The organism is Pantoea sp. Fr+CA_20, assembly GCF_024520835.1.
Classification (GTDB): Bacteria; Pseudomonadota; Gammaproteobacteria; order Enterobacterales; family Enterobacteriaceae; genus Pantoea; species Pantoea allii.
Window position 1 is genome coordinate 40,290 of the sequence record NZ_JALNPN010000003.1, and the last position, 15,592, is coordinate 55,881.

Sequence of the window (15,592 nt, forward strand, 5' to 3'; positions counted from 1 at the left end):
AGGCTGCTCTGGTTTGCCAGAGCAGCCGCTCCTCGGTTATGACTTCTGCAGTTTCTGCTCGTTTTTATGGCGCATATGTTTCGCGCGGCTCTCCAGTCCCAGATACAGCACCAGTGCCAGCAGCAGGGGCAAAATAAAATAGAGCACCCGGTAGGCCAGCAGGGCCGCAATAATCGTACCGTGAGAGAGATCTTCGCCGCTCAACAGCGCTAAAAACACCGCTTCAAGCACGCCAATCCCCGCCGGAATATGAATAATCACCCCCGCAATGCTGCTGATCAACAGAACACCCAGCACCATAGGATAGCCGACATCCTGGCCCAGCAGCAGCCAGATAATGGTGCCCATCACCATCCAGTTGGCACAGGAAACGGCAAACTGAAACAGCGCCATGCGCAATGAAGGCAGTTGCAGTGTCTGACCTTTGACCGTCCAGCGGCGACGTTTGGAAAAGGCACAGGACCAGAGATAGAACGCCACCAGCACCAGCAGGACAACCCCAATCAGTCGCAACGTGGTTTCGCCAATAAACCAGCCGCTGGGAATGGAAACCATGCCAGCGCTGAATACCACGCCCGCCAGCAGGATATAGCCCAGCCAGTTGGTGGCGATGCTGAGTGAGAAAATGCGCGTAATAGTGCCGCTGTCCAGGCCAAGGCGCGAATAGAGCCGGTAACGCATCGCCACACCGCCAACCCAGGTACTGAGCGTCAGGTTAAAGGCATAGCAAATAAACGACACCAACATCACCTGACGCTTTGCCAGTTTATGGCCGCAGTAGGCCCGGCCAATCAGGTCGTAACAGCCATAGACAAGGTAACTGACAATGACCAGGACGGCCGCGGTCAGCACCACGTAGCGGTTATAGTTAACGATGACGTCATAAACGTCACCCCAGTTCACCTTACGTGCATAGATGACCAGCAGCACAATGACGGCAACAAAGAACAGGCCGGTAAGAATCTTTTTCGCCAGCTTCCAGCGCGGATGCGTATTTGCCATCAGGATTTCGCTCCTTCGTTATTGGTTTCGACGCGGTCTTGCGTCTCCATTTCAGGCTGAACAGGCGGATCGATCTGGGCCAGCTTAGGGGTATGTGCAGGTAGCCATCCGGCGATAGCAGGGAAGTGCCGCAGGAAGTGGAACACGACCACGCTTTTGGTCAGTTGCCACCAGGTGCGCGGCGGCAGTTTGTCCTCCTGAACACGCTGACAATCTTCTGCCAGTAAATGCTCAAGATTGTCGCGTAATGTTTCATTAAAGTGGCGATCGTGAATGATCAGGTTGGCTTCAAGATTTAGCGACAAACTTAAGGGATCAAGGTTACTGGAACCCACTGTCGCCCACTGCTGATCTTTCACGGCCACTTTACCGTGCAGGGGCCGACGGCAATATTCGTAGACTTCAACGCCCGCATCCACCAGATAGTTATAGAGCAGTTCTGCGCCCACTTTAACGATCGGCATATCCGGTTCGCCCTGCACAATTAAACGGACCCGAACCCCGCGCTGCGCGGCATTGCGCATTTCCCGTAGCAACCGGTAGCCGGGGAAAAAGTAAGCATTAGCAATGATCACATCCTGTTTGGCACTGCGCAGCATGTCCAGGTAGTGCTGTTCAATATCGTCCCGGTGCTCATTGTTGTCGCGATAAACGAACAGCACCTGCGCGTCACCGGGCAGGGCATTTTTCGCCGGGCGATGTGAGCGCTGTCCCCACCAGCGGCGCGTGGTGGCCTCACTGCCAATCGCTTCTTGCAGGTAGCGGGTAATATCGGCCACCACCGGGCCTTTCACCTCCACGGTGTAGTCTTGTTTCGCTTCAGGACCGTAATCCGTGTTGTGCTCGGCAGAGAAATTGATACCCCCGACAAACGCGATAACCCCATCAACCACCACGGTTTTTCGATGCAGGCGGCGGAAGACATTGGTGCGCATGCCCATCACCAGCGGACGCGGATCGTAATAGATAAAGCGGACACCTGCCCGGGTGAGGCTGTTCACAAAGTCGTCTGACAACTCGGAAGACCCGTAGCCATCCACCATCATTTCAACCTTTACGCCGCGCTCTGCTGCCGCCAGCAGTTCACGGTGCAAGGCATTGCCCACATCATCTTCAAACAGGATAAAGGTTTCCAGCAGCACGCTGCGTTCGGCGCGCTGAATGGCGCCAAACACCCGAGGAAAAAACGTATCGCCATTTTCCAGCAAGCGCAGTTTGTTGCCTTCTTGCCATTCAAAATTCATAGATGGATCTCCACCGCCAGCGGCGCGTGATCGGAAAGGTGTGACCAGGGTTTACGCGGCAGCGCCCAGGGATGACTCACCGTGGCGTTGCGGACGTAAATACGATCCAGCCGCAGAAGGGGGAAACGTGCCGGAAAAGTGCGCGCCGGTCGGCCATTTTTGAGGCTAAACACCTCTTTCAGTCCCGCCCCTTTTTGCAATATTTTATTGGCCCGGCCTTGCCAGTCGTTGAAATCGCCGGCCACCACAACCGGAGCATCGGGCGGCAGCGCCTTCACCATCTCGTTCAGCATCGCCATTTGGGCGCGACGGTGGGCCGCTTTCAGGCCGAGATGGACACAGATGACGTGCAGCGTACCGTAAGGCTCGGGAAGCGCGATTTTGCAGTGCAACATGCCACGGTTTTCACTCCCGGCAACGGAGACATCGCGGTTCTCATAGTCGGCAATGGGAAAGCGCGACAGCACGGCGTTGCCGTGGTGTCCTTCCGGATAAACGGCGTTGCGGCCATAGGCGAAATCGTTCCACATGGTGTCAGCCAGAAACTCATAATGTGAGGTGTTGGGCCAGTTTTCATGTTGCAGTGGGTGGATATCATGTGTTCCCATCACCTCCTGTAACAAGACGATATCTGCCGATGTTGCACGTACCGCGTCGCGCAATTCAGGCAAGATGAAGCGTCGGTTAAACGGGGCAAAACCTTTGTGGGTATTGATCGTCAGGACTTTAATTGAAAATCCTTGCTTAATTTGTGGCATACTCGCGACGCGCTCCTTTTCATCTTCGTTAACGACAAAGTGTAGTCTTTGTCACAAATGGAGGGTGAAGAAGAGGAATAATTAAGGCGTTATCTGAAATTTGCTTTACATTGAGGAAACCGTCCCTGGCCGGATTCGGTTGCATTTGAGCAACTCGCCAGGTCTGCAGGAGAAAAATATGAAATTGTCTAATCGCTTTCAAATTATTACCGGTCAAACCTGGGCCCACATCGCTATGCACGTGTTGGTGATTGCCGCGCTGGTATGGGGCTGGAAACATAAAGCACTGGTCGAAGTGTGCAGTACCCTGGTGGTGACGTATGCAGGGGTGTTTATCGCCATGCTGATCACGCAGCGTAGTGCCCGTTTACGCACCCTTGGTGATTACCTGGAAGAGGCGACCACCACCTACTATTTTGGCGCCGCCATGATGATGCTGTTCCTGGTCTCGCGCATCTTCCACAACAACCTGCTGTTAGCCAGCCTTGGCATGGTTATGCTGCTGGGCCCGGCGCTGGTTTCTCTGCTGGTGAAAGAGCCCGCACGACGTATTGAGAAAAAACGCAGCTAAGTTAGCCGCCCAATGAAAAGCCACCGCAAGGTGGCTTTCTTGTTTAAGGGGTTATGTAATCAATTGTGAGCTATCTCGCACATAGACGTTAAAGCTGTTACACTCCGCCGCTTATGCATCGTAGTTTGCACCCTTTTCACGCGTCAGCGTCAGCTGGCGTCACTATCCCTCTGAAAACTACACCGTGAAACACGGTCAGAGTGGACCGGAGTAATACTCGTCATGTCTTTTGACTCTCTCGGCCTGAGTGCCGATATTTTGCGTGCGGTTGCTGAGCAAGGCTACAGCGAACCCACTCCTATCCAGCGCCAGGCTATTCCTGTGGTGCTGTCCGGTCGCGATCTGCTGGCAAGCGCGCAGACCGGCACCGGCAAAACGGCCGGTTTTACGCTGCCTTTATTACAGAAGCTGTCGGCAAATGCGGGCGCGGTGCGTGGACGCCGTCCTGTGCGTGCCCTGATCCTGACGCCAACCCGTGAACTGGCCGCCCAGGTCGGTGAAAACGTAGTTGAATACAGTAAGTATTTACCGCTTCGTTCACTGGTGGTTTTCGGTGGGGTAAGCATTAACCCGCAGATGATGAAGCTGCGCGGCGGGGTCGATATTCTGGTGGCAACGCCAGGCCGTTTGTTGGACCTGGTCCATCAGAACGCGGTTGACCTCTCCCAGGTCGAAGTGCTGGTACTGGATGAAGCCGATCGCATGCTCGACATGGGCTTTATCCATGACATTCGTCGCCTGCTGGCAAAACTGCCTGCCAAACGTCAGAACCTGCTGTTCTCGGCGACGTTCTCAGATGAGATTAAAACCCTGGCAGAAAAACTGCTGCATAACCCAGAGCAGGTGGAAGTGGCGCGCCGCAACACCGCCTCTGAGCAGGTTTCTCAGCAGGTGCATTTTGTTGATAAGAAACGCAAACGGGAATTGCTGTCGCAGCTGATCGGCGAAGGTAACTGGCAGCAGGTACTGGTGTTTACCCGAACCAAGCATGGTGCTAACCACCTTGCCGAGCAGTTGGGTAAAGACGGCATTACCGCAGCGGCGATTCACGGTAACAAAAGCCAGGGAGCACGTACGCGCGCACTGGCCGATTTTAAATCCGGTTCGATTCGCGTACTGGTTGCTACCGATATTGCGGCCCGTGGCCTGGATATTGAAGAGCTGCCACACGTCGTGAACTACGAGCTCCCCAACGTGGCTGAAGACTATGTGCACCGTATTGGTCGTACCGGTCGTGCCGCGGCAACTGGCGTCGCGCTGTCACTGGTGTGCGTGGATGAACACAAGCTGCTGCGTGATATCGAACGTCTGCTTAAGCGTGAGATTCCGCGTCTGGCCGTGCCTGGCTATGAGCCCGATCCGAGCATCAAAGCTGAGCCTATTGTGAATGGCCGTCAGTCGCAGCAACCCCGTGGTCGTAGCCAGGGTGGACAGGGTGCGGGTGGTGCGCGTTCACAAGGGGATAAACGTTCCCAGCCGCGTCGTCAGGGACCGGCAACGAGCCAGTCTGATAAGCCTGCTGCTCGCCCACGTCGCCCTGCGCCTAAGCGTAGCGGAAACGCCTGACAATGCGGGTTTTGCTGGCACCAATGGAAGGCGTACTGGATTCCCTGGTACGCCAGCTGTTGACGGAGGTCAACGACTACGATCTGTGCATTACAGAGTTTCTGCGTGTCGTTGACCAGCTCCTGCCGGTAAAATCCTTCTATCGTCTCTGTCCAGAACTGCACCATGCCAGCCGGACGCCATCGGGCACGCTGGTCCGTCTGCAGTTGCTCGGACAGCATCCTGACTGGCTGGCGGAAAATGCCGCCCGCGCGGTCACGCTGGGTTCCTGGGGCGTCGATCTCAACTGCGGTTGTCCGTCAAAGCTGGTCAACGGCAGCGGCGGCGGTGCCACCTTGTTAAAAGATCCCGATTTAATCTACCGCGCGGCGAAAGCCATGCGCGCCGCTGTGCCTGACGCTTTGCCGGTCACGGTGAAAGTCCGTCTTGGCTGGGATTCCAGCGCACGCAGCATGGAAATTGCCGATGCGGTCCAGCAGGCCGGTGCCAGCGAGCTGGTGGTACATGGTCGTACCAAAGAAGATGGCTACCGCGCCGAGGCGATTAACTGGCAGGCCATCGGGGAAATCCGTCAGCGCCTGCGTATTCCGGTTATCGCCAATGGTGAGATTTGGGACTGGCAAACGGCCCAGGATTGCCTGCAGAAGACCGGCTGTGATGCCGTGATGATTGGTCGTGGTGCGCTCAACGTGCCTAACCTGAGTCGGGTCATCAAATACAATGAAGCCCCGCTGCCCTGGCCGGAAGTGGTCGCGCTGTTGCAAAAGTACACCCGGCTGGAAAAGCAGGGTGATACCGGCATGTACCATGTGGCACGTATCAAACAGTGGTTGGGTTATCTGCGCAAAGCCTACGGTGAGGCCGGCGAGCTGTTCGGAGAGATTCGCGCGTTAAAATCTTCCCAGCAGATTGCCACCGCGATTGACCGTTATGCCGAATGGCACGGGCAGACCTGTCATTAATCGTGCGGCGTTTTTTGGCGTCAACAACGGGTAGCGCAGCGTCCTGCCGCGCAGACCATTAATACTTTTCAGGCACAATCATATTGTCCGGCACGTCGTTACGACGGTAATCCTCAGACCGTTCGCGCGGTGGCAGAACGATTTCATCATGGGGAGAGTCTTCATAAGGCACCTGTTGCAAAAGGTGGCTGATGCAGTTCAGACGCGCACGCTTTTTATCCACGCCCTGAACGACCCACCAGGGCGCATCCGGGATATTGGTGCGGCTCAGCATCTCTTCTTTTGCTTCGGTATAGTCTTCCCAGCGGCGGCGACTTTCCAGATCCATCGGGCTGAGTTTCCACTGTTTGAGCGGATCGTGGATGCGGCTCATAAAGCGCAACTCCTGCTCCTCGTCAGTAATGGAAAACCAGTATTTGACGATTTGAATACCGCTGCGAGTCAGCATTTTTTCAAACTCCGGCACGCTGCGATAAAACTCCTCGACCTCCGCCTCATTACAAAAGCCCATTACGCGTTCCACGCCCGCCCGGTTGTACCAGCTCCTGTCGAACAGCACCATTTCGCCCGCAGCAGGTAAATGTGCAATGTAACGCTGGAAATACCATTGCGTTTTTTCGCGATCGTTAGGCGCTGGCAGTGCGGCAACCCGGCAGGTACGTGGGTTGAGGCGCTGCGTAATGCGTTTAATCACGCCACCTTTACCGGCAGCATCGCGGCCTTCGAACAGGATAACCAGGCGGTGACCGGTGCGCATCACCCAGTCCTGGAGCTTAACCAGTTCACCCTGCAGGCGCAGCAGTTCGCGAAAATAGTGACGACGCCAGGCCTTTTCATCCGTTCCGGCTGGCGTGGTATCGCCAAAACGCAGATCGTCGAGTTCCAGCTCCAGTTCTTCATCGTAGCTGTCGTAGAACTCCTGCAATAAACGCTGATTAAACGCGTCGCGGTTGAAACTGTTATCGTGTGTTGCCATGACGATTCACCTGGTCAGATGTGGATAAACAGCCCGTAGAGCAGGGCCGAAAGTAAGACGGAAACCGGCAGCGTTAATACCCAGGCCACAGCCAGATTCCGCAGCGTGGACATTTGCAGGCCTGAACGGTTTGCCGCCATGGTTCCTGCTACGCCGGACGAGAGAACGTGCGTGGTGGACACCGGCAAACCGAATGCGTCGGCCGCACCGATGGTCACCATCGCCACCATTTCGGCGCTGGCACCCTGGGCATAAGTCAGATGTGTTTTACCGATACGCTCGCCCACGGTGACCACAATTCGTCGCCAGCCAACCATGGTGCCCAGCCCCAGCGCGATAGCAACGACCACCTTCACCCACATCGGAATAAAGCGCGTGGCGCTGTCCAGCTCGGTCTTGACGGCTTTCAGGTTACGTTGCGTCTGATCCGGTAGGGCGACGTTAGCGATTTGCAAATGCTTAATGGACTCCGAAGCCAGATACATTTGATTTCGGGTATTGGTTACGGATTGCGCCGGAATATTTTCCATGGAACCGTAACGGCGAATCTGATCGCCCACGTCGTGCAGTGTCATGGCCAGCGCAGGCAGAACGTTGGGATTGGGTTTCCCGCTGCTGACAAAATCGGTTAACACGTCGCGTGGAACAGGCGCGGGCGTGGCGGCAGGCTGAATATGCAACAGCTGTTGTGCCGTGACTTCGGTCAGTGCGGCAACGCGGGGTATCTGGTCGGACGGCAGAGAACGGTTCAGGGCATAGGCGATCGGCATGGTGCCGACCAGAATCAGCATGATCAGCCCCATGCCTTTTTGTCCGTCGTTCGACCCATGGGCAAACGAAACACCGGTACAGGTCAGAATCAGCAGTCCACGGATCCAGACGGGCGGCGGCTCGTTGCTCTGCGGAGCCTGATAAAGTTGACGATTACGAATAAACAGCTTCATCGTCCACAGCAGCAGGGCGGCGCAGACAAATCCCACCACCGGCGACAGCAGAAGGGCATAACCGACTTTCAGGGCCTGCTCCCAGTCAACGCCACTCAAGCCACTGCGACCGTGCAGCATGGCATTCGCGACGCCGACCCCAATAATGGAGCCAATTAAGGTGTGCGAGGAGGAGGAGGGCAGGCCGAGATACCAGGTCCCCAGGTTCCAGATAATCGCCGAGAACAGCAGGGCATAAATCATGGCAAAGCCGTTACCGCTGCTGGCCTGCAATATCAGCTCGACGGGCAGCAATGAAATAATGCCAAAGGCGACCACGCCGCTGGAGAGCATCACGCCAAGAAAATTACACAGCCCTGACCAGACCACGGCAACACCGGGCGTCAGAGAGTGGGTATAGATAACCGTGGCGACCGCATTGGCGGTATCGTGAAAGCCGTTCACAAACTCAAAGCCCAGCGCAATCAGCAACGCAAGGCCTAGCAGAAAGAACGGCAAATAACTGGTGACGGGCGTATTGGTTTTTTCAACATCGTGGAACAGGTTAAACCCGGCAAAAGCCAGACCGGCGATCAGCAGAACAATGAAGATCGTTTTTGTGAAGCGGCTACCTTTGCCATTGAAATCAGGGCGTCCATGAGTCGAACCTGAAGAGGGTAAACTGTTTTCGCTCATGCAAAACCTCTTAGCGGATGCAGATGCGGATTTACATCTGGTTAACGCTGTTTGATACCCGCTTTTTGTGACAAAAAAATGATCTACGCCGTGCGAGGTCATTTTGCTGTAACAAAACTGCAGCAGGCTGGGAGTCTTTATTGATGATGCTGACAGGATTGCCATGGCGACAGACGTTGTACTTCCCCCACAAAAACGTGATTTTGATGATGATGTGGCCGGACTCATCCATGGTTATCTCTTTTCTCCCGACGCTCTCCCTGTCCGCCTGAATGCCCGTGAAGCGGTCAAACTCGGGGAGGCGCTGCCTGACAACGGCTTTCTCTGGCTGCATATCAACCTGAATCATGCCCGCGCGCAGAACTGGGTGCAGAGTCACTTCCAGGTGGATGATGACTTCTTCGACGAAATTCACTCTGCCTCACCGCGTACCCGACTGGCGGAGCAAAGTAGCGCGTTGCTGGCGGTGCTAAACGATGTCACGCTCAATCAGGAAAACCGCAGTACGCAAAATGCGACCCTGTGGATCTGGTGTCGGCGCAATCTGGTGGTCAGCGCCCGTTATCGCCCGTCGGTGATGATTGAAAAGATGCAGCAGGGGTTAACCCGACACAGCTTTCCCAGTGCAGAAGCCTTGCTGCTTTATCTTCTTGGCGAGCAGGAGTTACAGCTGGAACAGGTGGTGCGGCGTATCAGTCAGGTGGTCGACAGCATAGAAGAGCGCTTATTAAGTACGGCGATTAAAGCTAACCGCAGTGAGCTGGGGCATTACCGACGTATGCTGTTGCGGATTCAGCGTCTTCTGGCACCGGAACCGGCGGCACTGTTTCGCTTGCTCAACCGGCCTCCGGCCTGGCTAAACCGCGACACGCTTCGCGAGCTGCGTGCGTTTACGGAAGAGTTCAGCGTGGTGCTTAACGATCTTGCCAGCCTGATGGAGCGCATCCGGCTTCTGCAGGAAGAGATTGCGGCTCGCCTGATGGAGCAGAGTAACCGGACGCTTTACCTGTTAACCGTCATTACGGTGCTGGCGCTGCCGATTAATATTGTGGCGGGGTTTTTTGGTATGAACGTCGGCGGGATTCCGCTGGCCTCGAATCCGCACGGTTTTTTACTGCTGGTGCTGATCGTATTCGTTTTTACCTTGCTGGCAGGCTGGCTGACCTTTCGACGACCCTCGGCGTAGCGGCCTGAGCGCGTAAGATCGGGCCGGGGTGACGTCATAAAAAAAGCCAGCGCGGATTATCCTGCGCTGGCTTTTTAACAACCTGAAGACGGACAGCCTTACAGGCTACCGTTACCCGCTGGAGCCGGTTGCGACGGCTGCACGGGCTGTTGCTGGGCAGGCTGTGACTGCGGCTGTACAGGCTGCTGCGGAGCAGATTGCTGTTGCTCTGCAGGCTGCGACTGTTGAGGTGCAGGTTCCTGCTGTACAGCGGCCGGGTTAGCAGGCTGTGACGTCAGCGGCGTCATTGGCCCTTCCTTCGGCTCGGCATCTTCACCTTCGGTCATCTGAACGGGCGCGGGCACGACGTTGTTTTCGGGTGCGTTAACCTGAACGGGCATACCAGAGCGGTTCTGAATGGCCTTATCCACCTGAGACTGGTTGATGCTGCCATCAACCAGCACTTTGCCAACGGCCTGGGTCAGCGTAATCGGCACCAGCTCACGAGAGTTAAACTGCTCTTCCGTGGTAGACAGCGGATTATGGACTTCCATCCAACGTGAACCGTCTGGCTCAACCGAGGCTTTTACCGGCTGGTTGATAAACTGCACGCGCGTGCCAACCGGCACGTGGTCAAACAACCACTTGATATCGTCGGCACGTAAACGCACGCAGCCGTGGCTCACACGCAGGCCAATACCGAAGTTGGCGTTGGTGCCGTGAATGGCGTAAAGACGACCAATATAGAGCGCATACAGCCCCATTGGGTTATCCGGGCCAGCCGGGAAGACAGCAGGCAGGTTCTCACCCCGAGACGCGTACTCAGCATGCATCGCTTTCGTTGGCGTCCAGGTTGGACCATCTTTTTTACGCTGAACGGTCGTTGTCCAGTTCAGCGGCGTATCTTTACCCAGTTCACCGATACCGATAGGCAACACCACAACCGTTTTGCTGCCTTTCGGATAGTAGTAAAGCCGCATTTCAGCACTGTTAATCACAATGCCTTCACGCGGTGCGTCAGGTAACAGTAACTGCTGTGGGATGATCAGTTTGCTGCCAGGTTTAGGCAGATAAACGTCAACGCCCGGATTGGCTTCCAGCATATTGCTGAGGCCCATTTGAAACTGTGCTGCAAAAGCTTCCAGAGGCAATTTACTGTCCTCAGGAATGGTAATTTCAACGTTTTGCCCGGTCAGACGGCTGTTAGCCGGCGGTAAAGGGTAAACAACAGCAAGGGCTGACTGACTGAATGCCGCCAAAGCCAATGCAAGTGAAGCGAACGCGCGAATGCTTTTTTTCATATTTTACAAGTCTTTATCGCCATGTTTCAGGCTTGTCAATGTATCGAACCCATGCTGGTCACTATGACCTGCTGCGCATTATATGTTCATTAAACTGATGTTGTGAATCAGGATTTTAACCACTTTGAAATACTTTACCTGACTCACCTGCGTTATCCGCCTTTGTTCTTTACCATTTTGGGCGGAAACAGGCCCTTATGGTTGCCATAAGGTAATGTCCCCGTTCAGCTTACGGTTGAGAAAAAACGCGGCACTGATCAACGCGAGATGCGTCAGCGCCTGGGGCGTATTGCCTAATGCCTGGCCATGACTGTCAAACTCTTCAGCATATAAACCCAGCGGATTAGCGTAGCTCAGTAATTTCTCGAACTCAAAATGTGCCTCGCGAATGCGTCCGGCACGCGCCAGACATTCCACATACCAGAACGAGCAGGCACCGAAAGAGCCCTCTGCGCCCGTCAGCCCATCTGCCGGCGTTTCATGGATGTTATAACGGCGTACCATGCCATCGCTCACCAGGTTCACCTGGATGGCATCCAGCGTTGCGATCCAGTCGGGATCGGTCGCACCGACAAAGCGGACTAATGGCATCAACAGCATTGAGGCATCAAGGTGTTCACCGTGACGGGTAGAAACAAAATGCCCGCGTTCGCTGTTCCAGAAGTTTTTCCAGATATCATCACGAATCTCGCGACGGGTTTTGTCCCAGCGCTCATAGGGCATCGGCAGTGAACGTTTCATCGCAAGGCGCAGGCCACGATCCAGGGCAACCCAGCACATCAAGCGGGAATGAAGGAAGTGCTCGGGCTCACCGCGCATTTCCCAGATCCCCGCATCCGGCTGATGCCAGTTATCGCACAGCCAGTCCAGCATCTCTGACACATGGTTCCAGCCACGTTGAGAAATGGCTTCGCCGTATTTATTTGAAAGATAGATGGCATCCATCAGTTCGCCATAAATATCTAACTGTTTTTGCCGCCAGGCACCGTTACCAATGCGCACCGGACTGGAGTTGGCATAGCCGGACAGGTTAAGCAGCGACATCTCCTGAAGATCTGTACTGCTGTCCAGGCGGTACATCACCTGCAGCCGCATTTCATCATGGTGGCTGTTCTCTACACAGCGACCGACCCATTCCGTAAAGTGCCTGGCTTCGTCCACGTAACCCAGCCGCATCAAGGCGTACATGCTGAATGAGGCATCGCGTATCCAGGAGGCGCGGTAATCCCAGTTGCGTTCGCCGCCCAGTTCCTCGGGCAGACCAAAGGTGGCAGCCGCCGCGATGGAGCCGTGTTGCCAGGAGGTCAACAGTTTAAGTACCAGTGCAGAGCGTTGTACCATCTCCTGCCAGCGACCGTGATAGGTGCTGCGGCTGCTCCATTCACGCCAGTAGCTCAGCGTTTCTTCAAAGCAGTTAGCGGTGGCCAGCTTTTCGATGTGGGCATCGTGTACGCTGCCAAATTCGAATTCGGCATGTTCACCGGCTTTAAGCTCAAAGCTGGCGGTGGCGTGATTGCCTTCCAGCGTCATCACCACCGTCGCCGCCAGGCGCAGCGACGGCTGATCGGTGGCGTGAAAATCAATACAGCCACGTTGTACCTCAGCGCGCGTGTCTGCACGGGCGTAATCATGACGCGGGGAACAGACCATGTTAAAGCGCGCCCGGCCGCGTACCATTTTTACCCGACGGATGATACGCGGCAGCTTATCCTCGCGATCGCAGATCGGCATGTAATCGGTGATTTCAGCCACGCCTTCTTCAGACAGCCAGCGGGTCTGTAAAATGTTGGTATCAGGAAGATAAATTTGCTGACGACGGGCGTTTTGCCAGTCGGGTGCCAGGGAAAACAGGCCTGCCTCATCGCTGTCCAGTAAGGCTGAAAACACTGACGGGCTGTCCAGTTCCGGCCAGCAGAGGTAGTCAATAGTGCCATCGTTTGCGACCAGCGCGCAGGTGCGTAAATCGCCTATTACGCCATGATCGTCAATCTTACGTTTAACCTTACTCATCGGTTTCTCCCTGTCAGTGTCAGCCTTAACTATAGCCGGGTGCCTGCATACCGCTTCGTTCTGGCACAGATCGTTAACCTGCCCGCTGCTCCGCCCGCTAAGGGCACAATTTTCATTGCGGTATATACTATTCATACACTTCCAGAGGAGACCGTCATGACTACACCACAACGAAAAGTGGCAATCGTTACCGCGTCGGATTCAGGCATTGGCAGTCGTTGTGCTGAAATGTTAGCAGAGCAGGGATTCGATATTGGCATCACCTGGCGGTCGGACGAAGAAGGCGCACTGCGAACGGCAAAACGGGTGGAAGATAGTGGGCAACGCGCCGAGATGATCCAGCTCGACCTGGCCGATCCACCCGCCGGAGGCAAGGTGCTGCAGCAGTTGATCGATAAGCTGGGCCGCATCGACGTTCTGGTCAACAATGCCGGAGCAAATTTCAAAGCCGACTTTATGGACGTGACCTGGGAAGACTGGCGTAAGACCTTTAGCGTGGATGTGGATGGCGTTTTTATCTGCGGGCAGGTGGCGGCACGCAACATGATTAAGCAGGGGCAGGGCGGACGCATCATTAATATCACCTCCGTGCACGAACATACGCCGCTGCCGGGTTCCGTCGCTTACACCGCAGCAAAACATGCGGCAGGCGGATTAACCAAGTCGATGGCGTTGAGTTTGCTGCCGCACAATATTCTGGTGAATGCGGTGGCACCGGGCGCGATTGCCACGCCGATGAATAAAATGACCGATGCCGATGCTCATAACGTCAAAATGCCTGAGATTCCTGCGGGCCGCCCGGGTGATACCCATGAAATTGCCAGTATGGTGGCCTGGCTTAGCTCCGAATGGGCCACCTATACCACCGGTCAGTCCTTTATTATTGACGGTGGCTTTATGCTGGCGAACCCGCAGTTCAAGGGTTACTGATCGTCAGCTCGACGGTTATTCCAGTGGCGAATCGCCCAGCGCAGTACGAAGGCAAACACCACGGCGGCAGCCAGCCATAAAAGGTGTTTAAAGTGCTGATCGAGCTTGTGCAGCCAGGGGGCGATAATGCCGCCTGCAAAATAGCCGAGCGTGACAAACAGCAGTGACCAGATAGCTGCCCCGATGATGTTGAGCACCAGAAACTTCAGCGGATTAAGGCGGCTTGCACCAATAATAATCGGGCCAATCAGGCGAAAGCCGTACATAAAGCGCGCGCCAATCACGAACAGGCTGGGGCGGCGCTTGATCAACCGGTTGGCTTTAACAATTTTGTCCTGATGCTTTTTAAAGCGCCGTAAAATACGGGTACCAAAGCGTCTGCCAACCCAGTACAGCAGCTGATCGCCCATAATGCCGCCCGCCATTGCCGCCAGCACCACGCCGGAATAATGCAGTAACCCCTCATGAGCGGCCACGCCGCCCAGCAATAAGAATGTTTCTCCTTCGGCAATACAGCCGATAAACAGTGCCAGATAGCCATACTGCGTAATTAATCCGTTGATATCCAAATGCAAGATGCACTCCCTGTGTGAAGACATTTTCTTTCAGTTTATACCTGATTTGTTACGTCATCCGTTTACGCGTTAATAAGCGATCTTTTTTGCCGTTTTTTTGCACAAAGTCCACAGATATTGCCTTGCCGTTTATACTGTAAGCAATGCTGCCCTTACGTGGTTCCTGCATCAGAACGGGGTAGCCCAACTGCATCAGAGGAGTAAGCGTATGAACCATGTCTGGGGTTTGTTAGCGCATCCTAATCAGGAAATGCGCACTATCAAGCAAGAGAACGAAACGGTTTCGCACCATTACACTCATCACGTTCTGTTGATGGCGGCCATTCCGGTCATCTGCGCCATGATCGGAACCACGCAGTCAGGCTGGAACCTGGGTGAGGGGCAGTATGTACAGCTGAATATGCTGACAGCATTGGGCTTAGGTATTCTGTTTTATCTGTTGATTTTGGGCGGAGTGGCGGTGATGGGGCGGGTTATCCACTGGATGGCGCGTGACTATCCTCAGCGTCCCGGCGTCCAGCGCTGTACCGTGTTTGCGGGCTACGTGGCGACACCGCTGTTTTTAAGCGGCCTGGTGGCGCTCTATCCACTGGTATGGCTGTGCGTATTTGCGGGCGCGCTGGCGTTGCTGTATACCGGTTATCTCTTGTACGTGGGCATTCCGCTGTTTCTGAATATCGACCGGGATGAGAGCCTGCGGTTTTCCAGTTCCACGCTGGCCATCGGCGTACTGGTGTTTGAAGTTTTACTGGCTTTGACGGTGATTCTGTGGGGCTACGGCCCGAACCTGTTTTAGCACCCTGTTGCCGCTTCACCAGCGGCAACATCTTTTTAACGCTCAGAAACAATCTCACCAGGAAAAGTTCACGGCTTCAGCGTATGATGCTGCGGCCAGCCCGCGCTCTGCCTGCTC

Annotated in this window: 14 protein-coding genes; 6 read left to right on the forward strand and 8 right to left on the reverse strand. The window is 55.1% G+C overall.

Annotated features, from left to right (window positions below):
- Positions 1-36 precede the first annotated feature (36 nt).
- From NR177_RS05050 to NR177_RS05060, 3 genes are read right to left on the reverse strand one after another with little or no spacing between them, the layout of a single operon-like run.
- Positions 37-1,002, reverse strand: a complete 966-nt coding sequence (locus NR177_RS05050; RefSeq protein ID WP_241536866.1) for a lysylphosphatidylglycerol synthase domain-containing protein — start codon at positions 1,000-1,002, stop codon at positions 37-39.
- Positions 1,002-2,246: a cardiolipin synthase ClsB gene (clsB, locus tag NR177_RS05055; protein WP_063878841.1), complete on the reverse strand. Its 1,245-nt coding sequence runs from the start codon at positions 2,244-2,246 to the stop codon at positions 1,002-1,004. The genes NR177_RS05050 and clsB overlap by 1 nt, the downstream gene beginning before the upstream one ends.
- Positions 2,243-3,004 (reverse strand): endonuclease/exonuclease/phosphatase family protein, encoded by a 762-nt coding sequence (locus tag NR177_RS05060; RefSeq protein WP_063878842.1) that lies wholly within the window; start codon positions 3,002-3,004, stop codon positions 2,243-2,245. Before NR177_RS05060 ends, clsB begins: the two co-directional genes overlap by 4 nt.
- Before the next feature lie 178 nt (positions 3,005-3,182).
- Here NR177_RS05060 and NR177_RS05065 point away from each other — a divergent pair, with 178 nt between their 5' ends.
- The 3 genes from NR177_RS05065 to dusC all read left to right on the forward strand — a co-directional run bounded on the left by NR177_RS05065 (position 3,183) and on the right by dusC (position 6,103).
- Positions 3,183-3,575 (forward strand): YbhQ family protein, encoded by a 393-nt coding sequence (locus NR177_RS05065; protein ID WP_063878843.1) that lies wholly within the window; start codon positions 3,183-3,185, stop codon positions 3,573-3,575.
- A 222-nt stretch (positions 3,576-3,797) separates the two neighbouring features.
- Positions 3,798-5,141, forward strand: coding sequence for an ATP-dependent RNA helicase RhlE (gene rhlE, locus NR177_RS05070; protein ID WP_063878844.1), 1,344 nt, complete (start codon positions 3,798-3,800; stop codon positions 5,139-5,141).
- Positions 5,142-5,143: 2 nt separating this feature from the next.
- A complete protein-coding gene (dusC, locus tag NR177_RS05075; RefSeq protein ID WP_256852408.1) occupies positions 5,144-6,103 on the forward strand; it encodes a tRNA dihydrouridine(16) synthase DusC in 960 nt (319 codons plus the stop codon).
- A gap of 58 nt (positions 6,104-6,161) precedes the next feature.
- Here the strand turns inward: dusC and ppk2 are convergent, their stop codons facing one another.
- Together ppk2 and NR177_RS05085 are read right to left on the reverse strand one after the other, a co-directional pair.
- Positions 6,162-7,079, reverse strand: a complete 918-nt coding sequence (gene ppk2 / locus NR177_RS05080) for a polyphosphate kinase 2 (RefSeq protein WP_096012159.1) — start codon at positions 7,077-7,079, stop codon at positions 6,162-6,164.
- A gap of 14 nt (positions 7,080-7,093) precedes the next feature.
- Positions 7,094-8,698 (reverse strand): inorganic phosphate transporter, encoded by a 1,605-nt coding sequence (locus NR177_RS05085; protein WP_256852409.1) that lies wholly within the window; start codon positions 8,696-8,698, stop codon positions 7,094-7,096.
- 163 nt (positions 8,699-8,861) lie between these two features.
- On the opposite strand from NR177_RS05085, the gene NR177_RS05090 reads away from it, so the two are divergent.
- The gene (locus NR177_RS05090; RefSeq protein WP_256852410.1) at positions 8,862-9,884 is read left to right on the forward strand and encodes a transporter; all 1,023 of its coding nucleotides are present in this window, start codon (positions 8,862-8,864) and stop codon (positions 9,882-9,884) included.
- 98 nt (positions 9,885-9,982) lie between these two features.
- Here the strand turns inward: NR177_RS05090 and NR177_RS05095 are convergent, their stop codons facing one another.
- Together NR177_RS05095 and NR177_RS05100 are read right to left on the reverse strand one after the other, a co-directional pair.
- Complete coding sequence (locus tag NR177_RS05095) at positions 9,983-11,164, reverse strand: L,D-transpeptidase family protein (protein ID WP_096012160.1); 1,182 nt, start codon at positions 11,162-11,164, stop codon at positions 9,983-9,985.
- 195 nt (positions 11,165-11,359) lie between these two features.
- Positions 11,360-13,174 (reverse strand): glycoside hydrolase family 15 protein, encoded by a 1,815-nt coding sequence (locus NR177_RS05100; RefSeq protein ID WP_063878850.1) that lies wholly within the window; start codon positions 13,172-13,174, stop codon positions 11,360-11,362.
- Between the two features lie 156 nt (positions 13,175-13,330).
- Here NR177_RS05100 and NR177_RS05105 point away from each other — a divergent pair, with 156 nt between their 5' ends.
- Positions 13,331-14,104: an SDR family oxidoreductase gene (locus NR177_RS05105; RefSeq protein WP_096012162.1), complete on the forward strand. Its 774-nt coding sequence runs from the start codon at positions 13,331-13,333 to the stop codon at positions 14,102-14,104.
- Here NR177_RS05105 and NR177_RS05110 read toward each other — a convergent pair.
- Positions 14,098-14,679, reverse strand: a complete 582-nt coding sequence (locus tag NR177_RS05110; protein ID WP_063878852.1) for a DedA family protein — start codon at positions 14,677-14,679, stop codon at positions 14,098-14,100. The two genes, NR177_RS05105 and NR177_RS05110, sit on opposite strands and share 7 nt — an antisense overlap.
- A 208-nt stretch (positions 14,680-14,887) precedes the next feature.
- Between NR177_RS05110 and NR177_RS05115 the strand changes: the two genes are divergently transcribed.
- Positions 14,888-15,475, forward strand: coding sequence for a Yip1 family protein (locus NR177_RS05115; RefSeq protein ID WP_063878853.1), 588 nt, complete (start codon positions 14,888-14,890; stop codon positions 15,473-15,475).
- Positions 15,476-15,592 lie beyond the last annotated feature (117 nt).

Excerpts from the sequence above, each read along its gene's own strand:
- NR177_RS05100 (WP_063878850.1), bottom strand. The coding sequence starts at position 13,174 with ATGAGTAAGGTTAAACGTAAGATTGACGATCATGGCGTAATAGGCGAT.
- ppk2 (WP_096012159.1), bottom strand. The coding sequence starts at position 7,079 with ATGGCAACACACGATAACAGTTTCAACCGCGACGCGTTTAATCAGCGT.
- rhlE (WP_063878844.1), top strand. The coding sequence starts at position 3,798 with ATGTCTTTTGACTCTCTCGGCCTGAGTGCCGATATTTTGCGTGCGGTT.
- NR177_RS05060 (WP_063878842.1), bottom strand. The coding sequence starts at position 3,004 with ATGCCACAAATTAAGCAAGGATTTTCAATTAAAGTCCTGACGATCAAT.
- NR177_RS05050 (WP_241536866.1), bottom strand. The coding sequence starts at position 1,002 with ATGGCAAATACGCATCCGCGCTGGAAGCTGGCGAAAAAGATTCTTACC.
- NR177_RS05115 (WP_063878853.1), top strand. The coding sequence starts at position 14,888 with ATGAACCATGTCTGGGGTTTGTTAGCGCATCCTAATCAGGAAATGCGC.
- clsB (WP_063878841.1), bottom strand. The coding sequence starts at position 2,246 with ATGAATTTTGAATGGCAAGAAGGCAACAAACTGCGCTTGCTGGAAAAT.
- NR177_RS05105 (WP_096012162.1), top strand. The coding sequence starts at position 13,331 with ATGACTACACCACAACGAAAAGTGGCAATCGTTACCGCGTCGGATTCA.
- NR177_RS05065 (WP_063878843.1), top strand. The coding sequence starts at position 3,183 with ATGAAATTGTCTAATCGCTTTCAAATTATTACCGGTCAAACCTGGGCC.
- dusC (WP_256852408.1), top strand. The coding sequence starts at position 5,144 with ATGCGGGTTTTGCTGGCACCAATGGAAGGCGTACTGGATTCCCTGGTA.
- NR177_RS05085 (WP_256852409.1), bottom strand. The coding sequence starts at position 8,698 with ATGAGCGAAAACAGTTTACCCTCTTCAGGTTCGACTCATGGACGCCCT.
- NR177_RS05095 (WP_096012160.1), bottom strand. The coding sequence starts at position 11,164 with ATGAAAAAAAGCATTCGCGCGTTCGCTTCACTTGCATTGGCTTTGGCG.
- NR177_RS05090 (WP_256852410.1), top strand. The coding sequence starts at position 8,862 with ATGGCGACAGACGTTGTACTTCCCCCACAAAAACGTGATTTTGATGAT.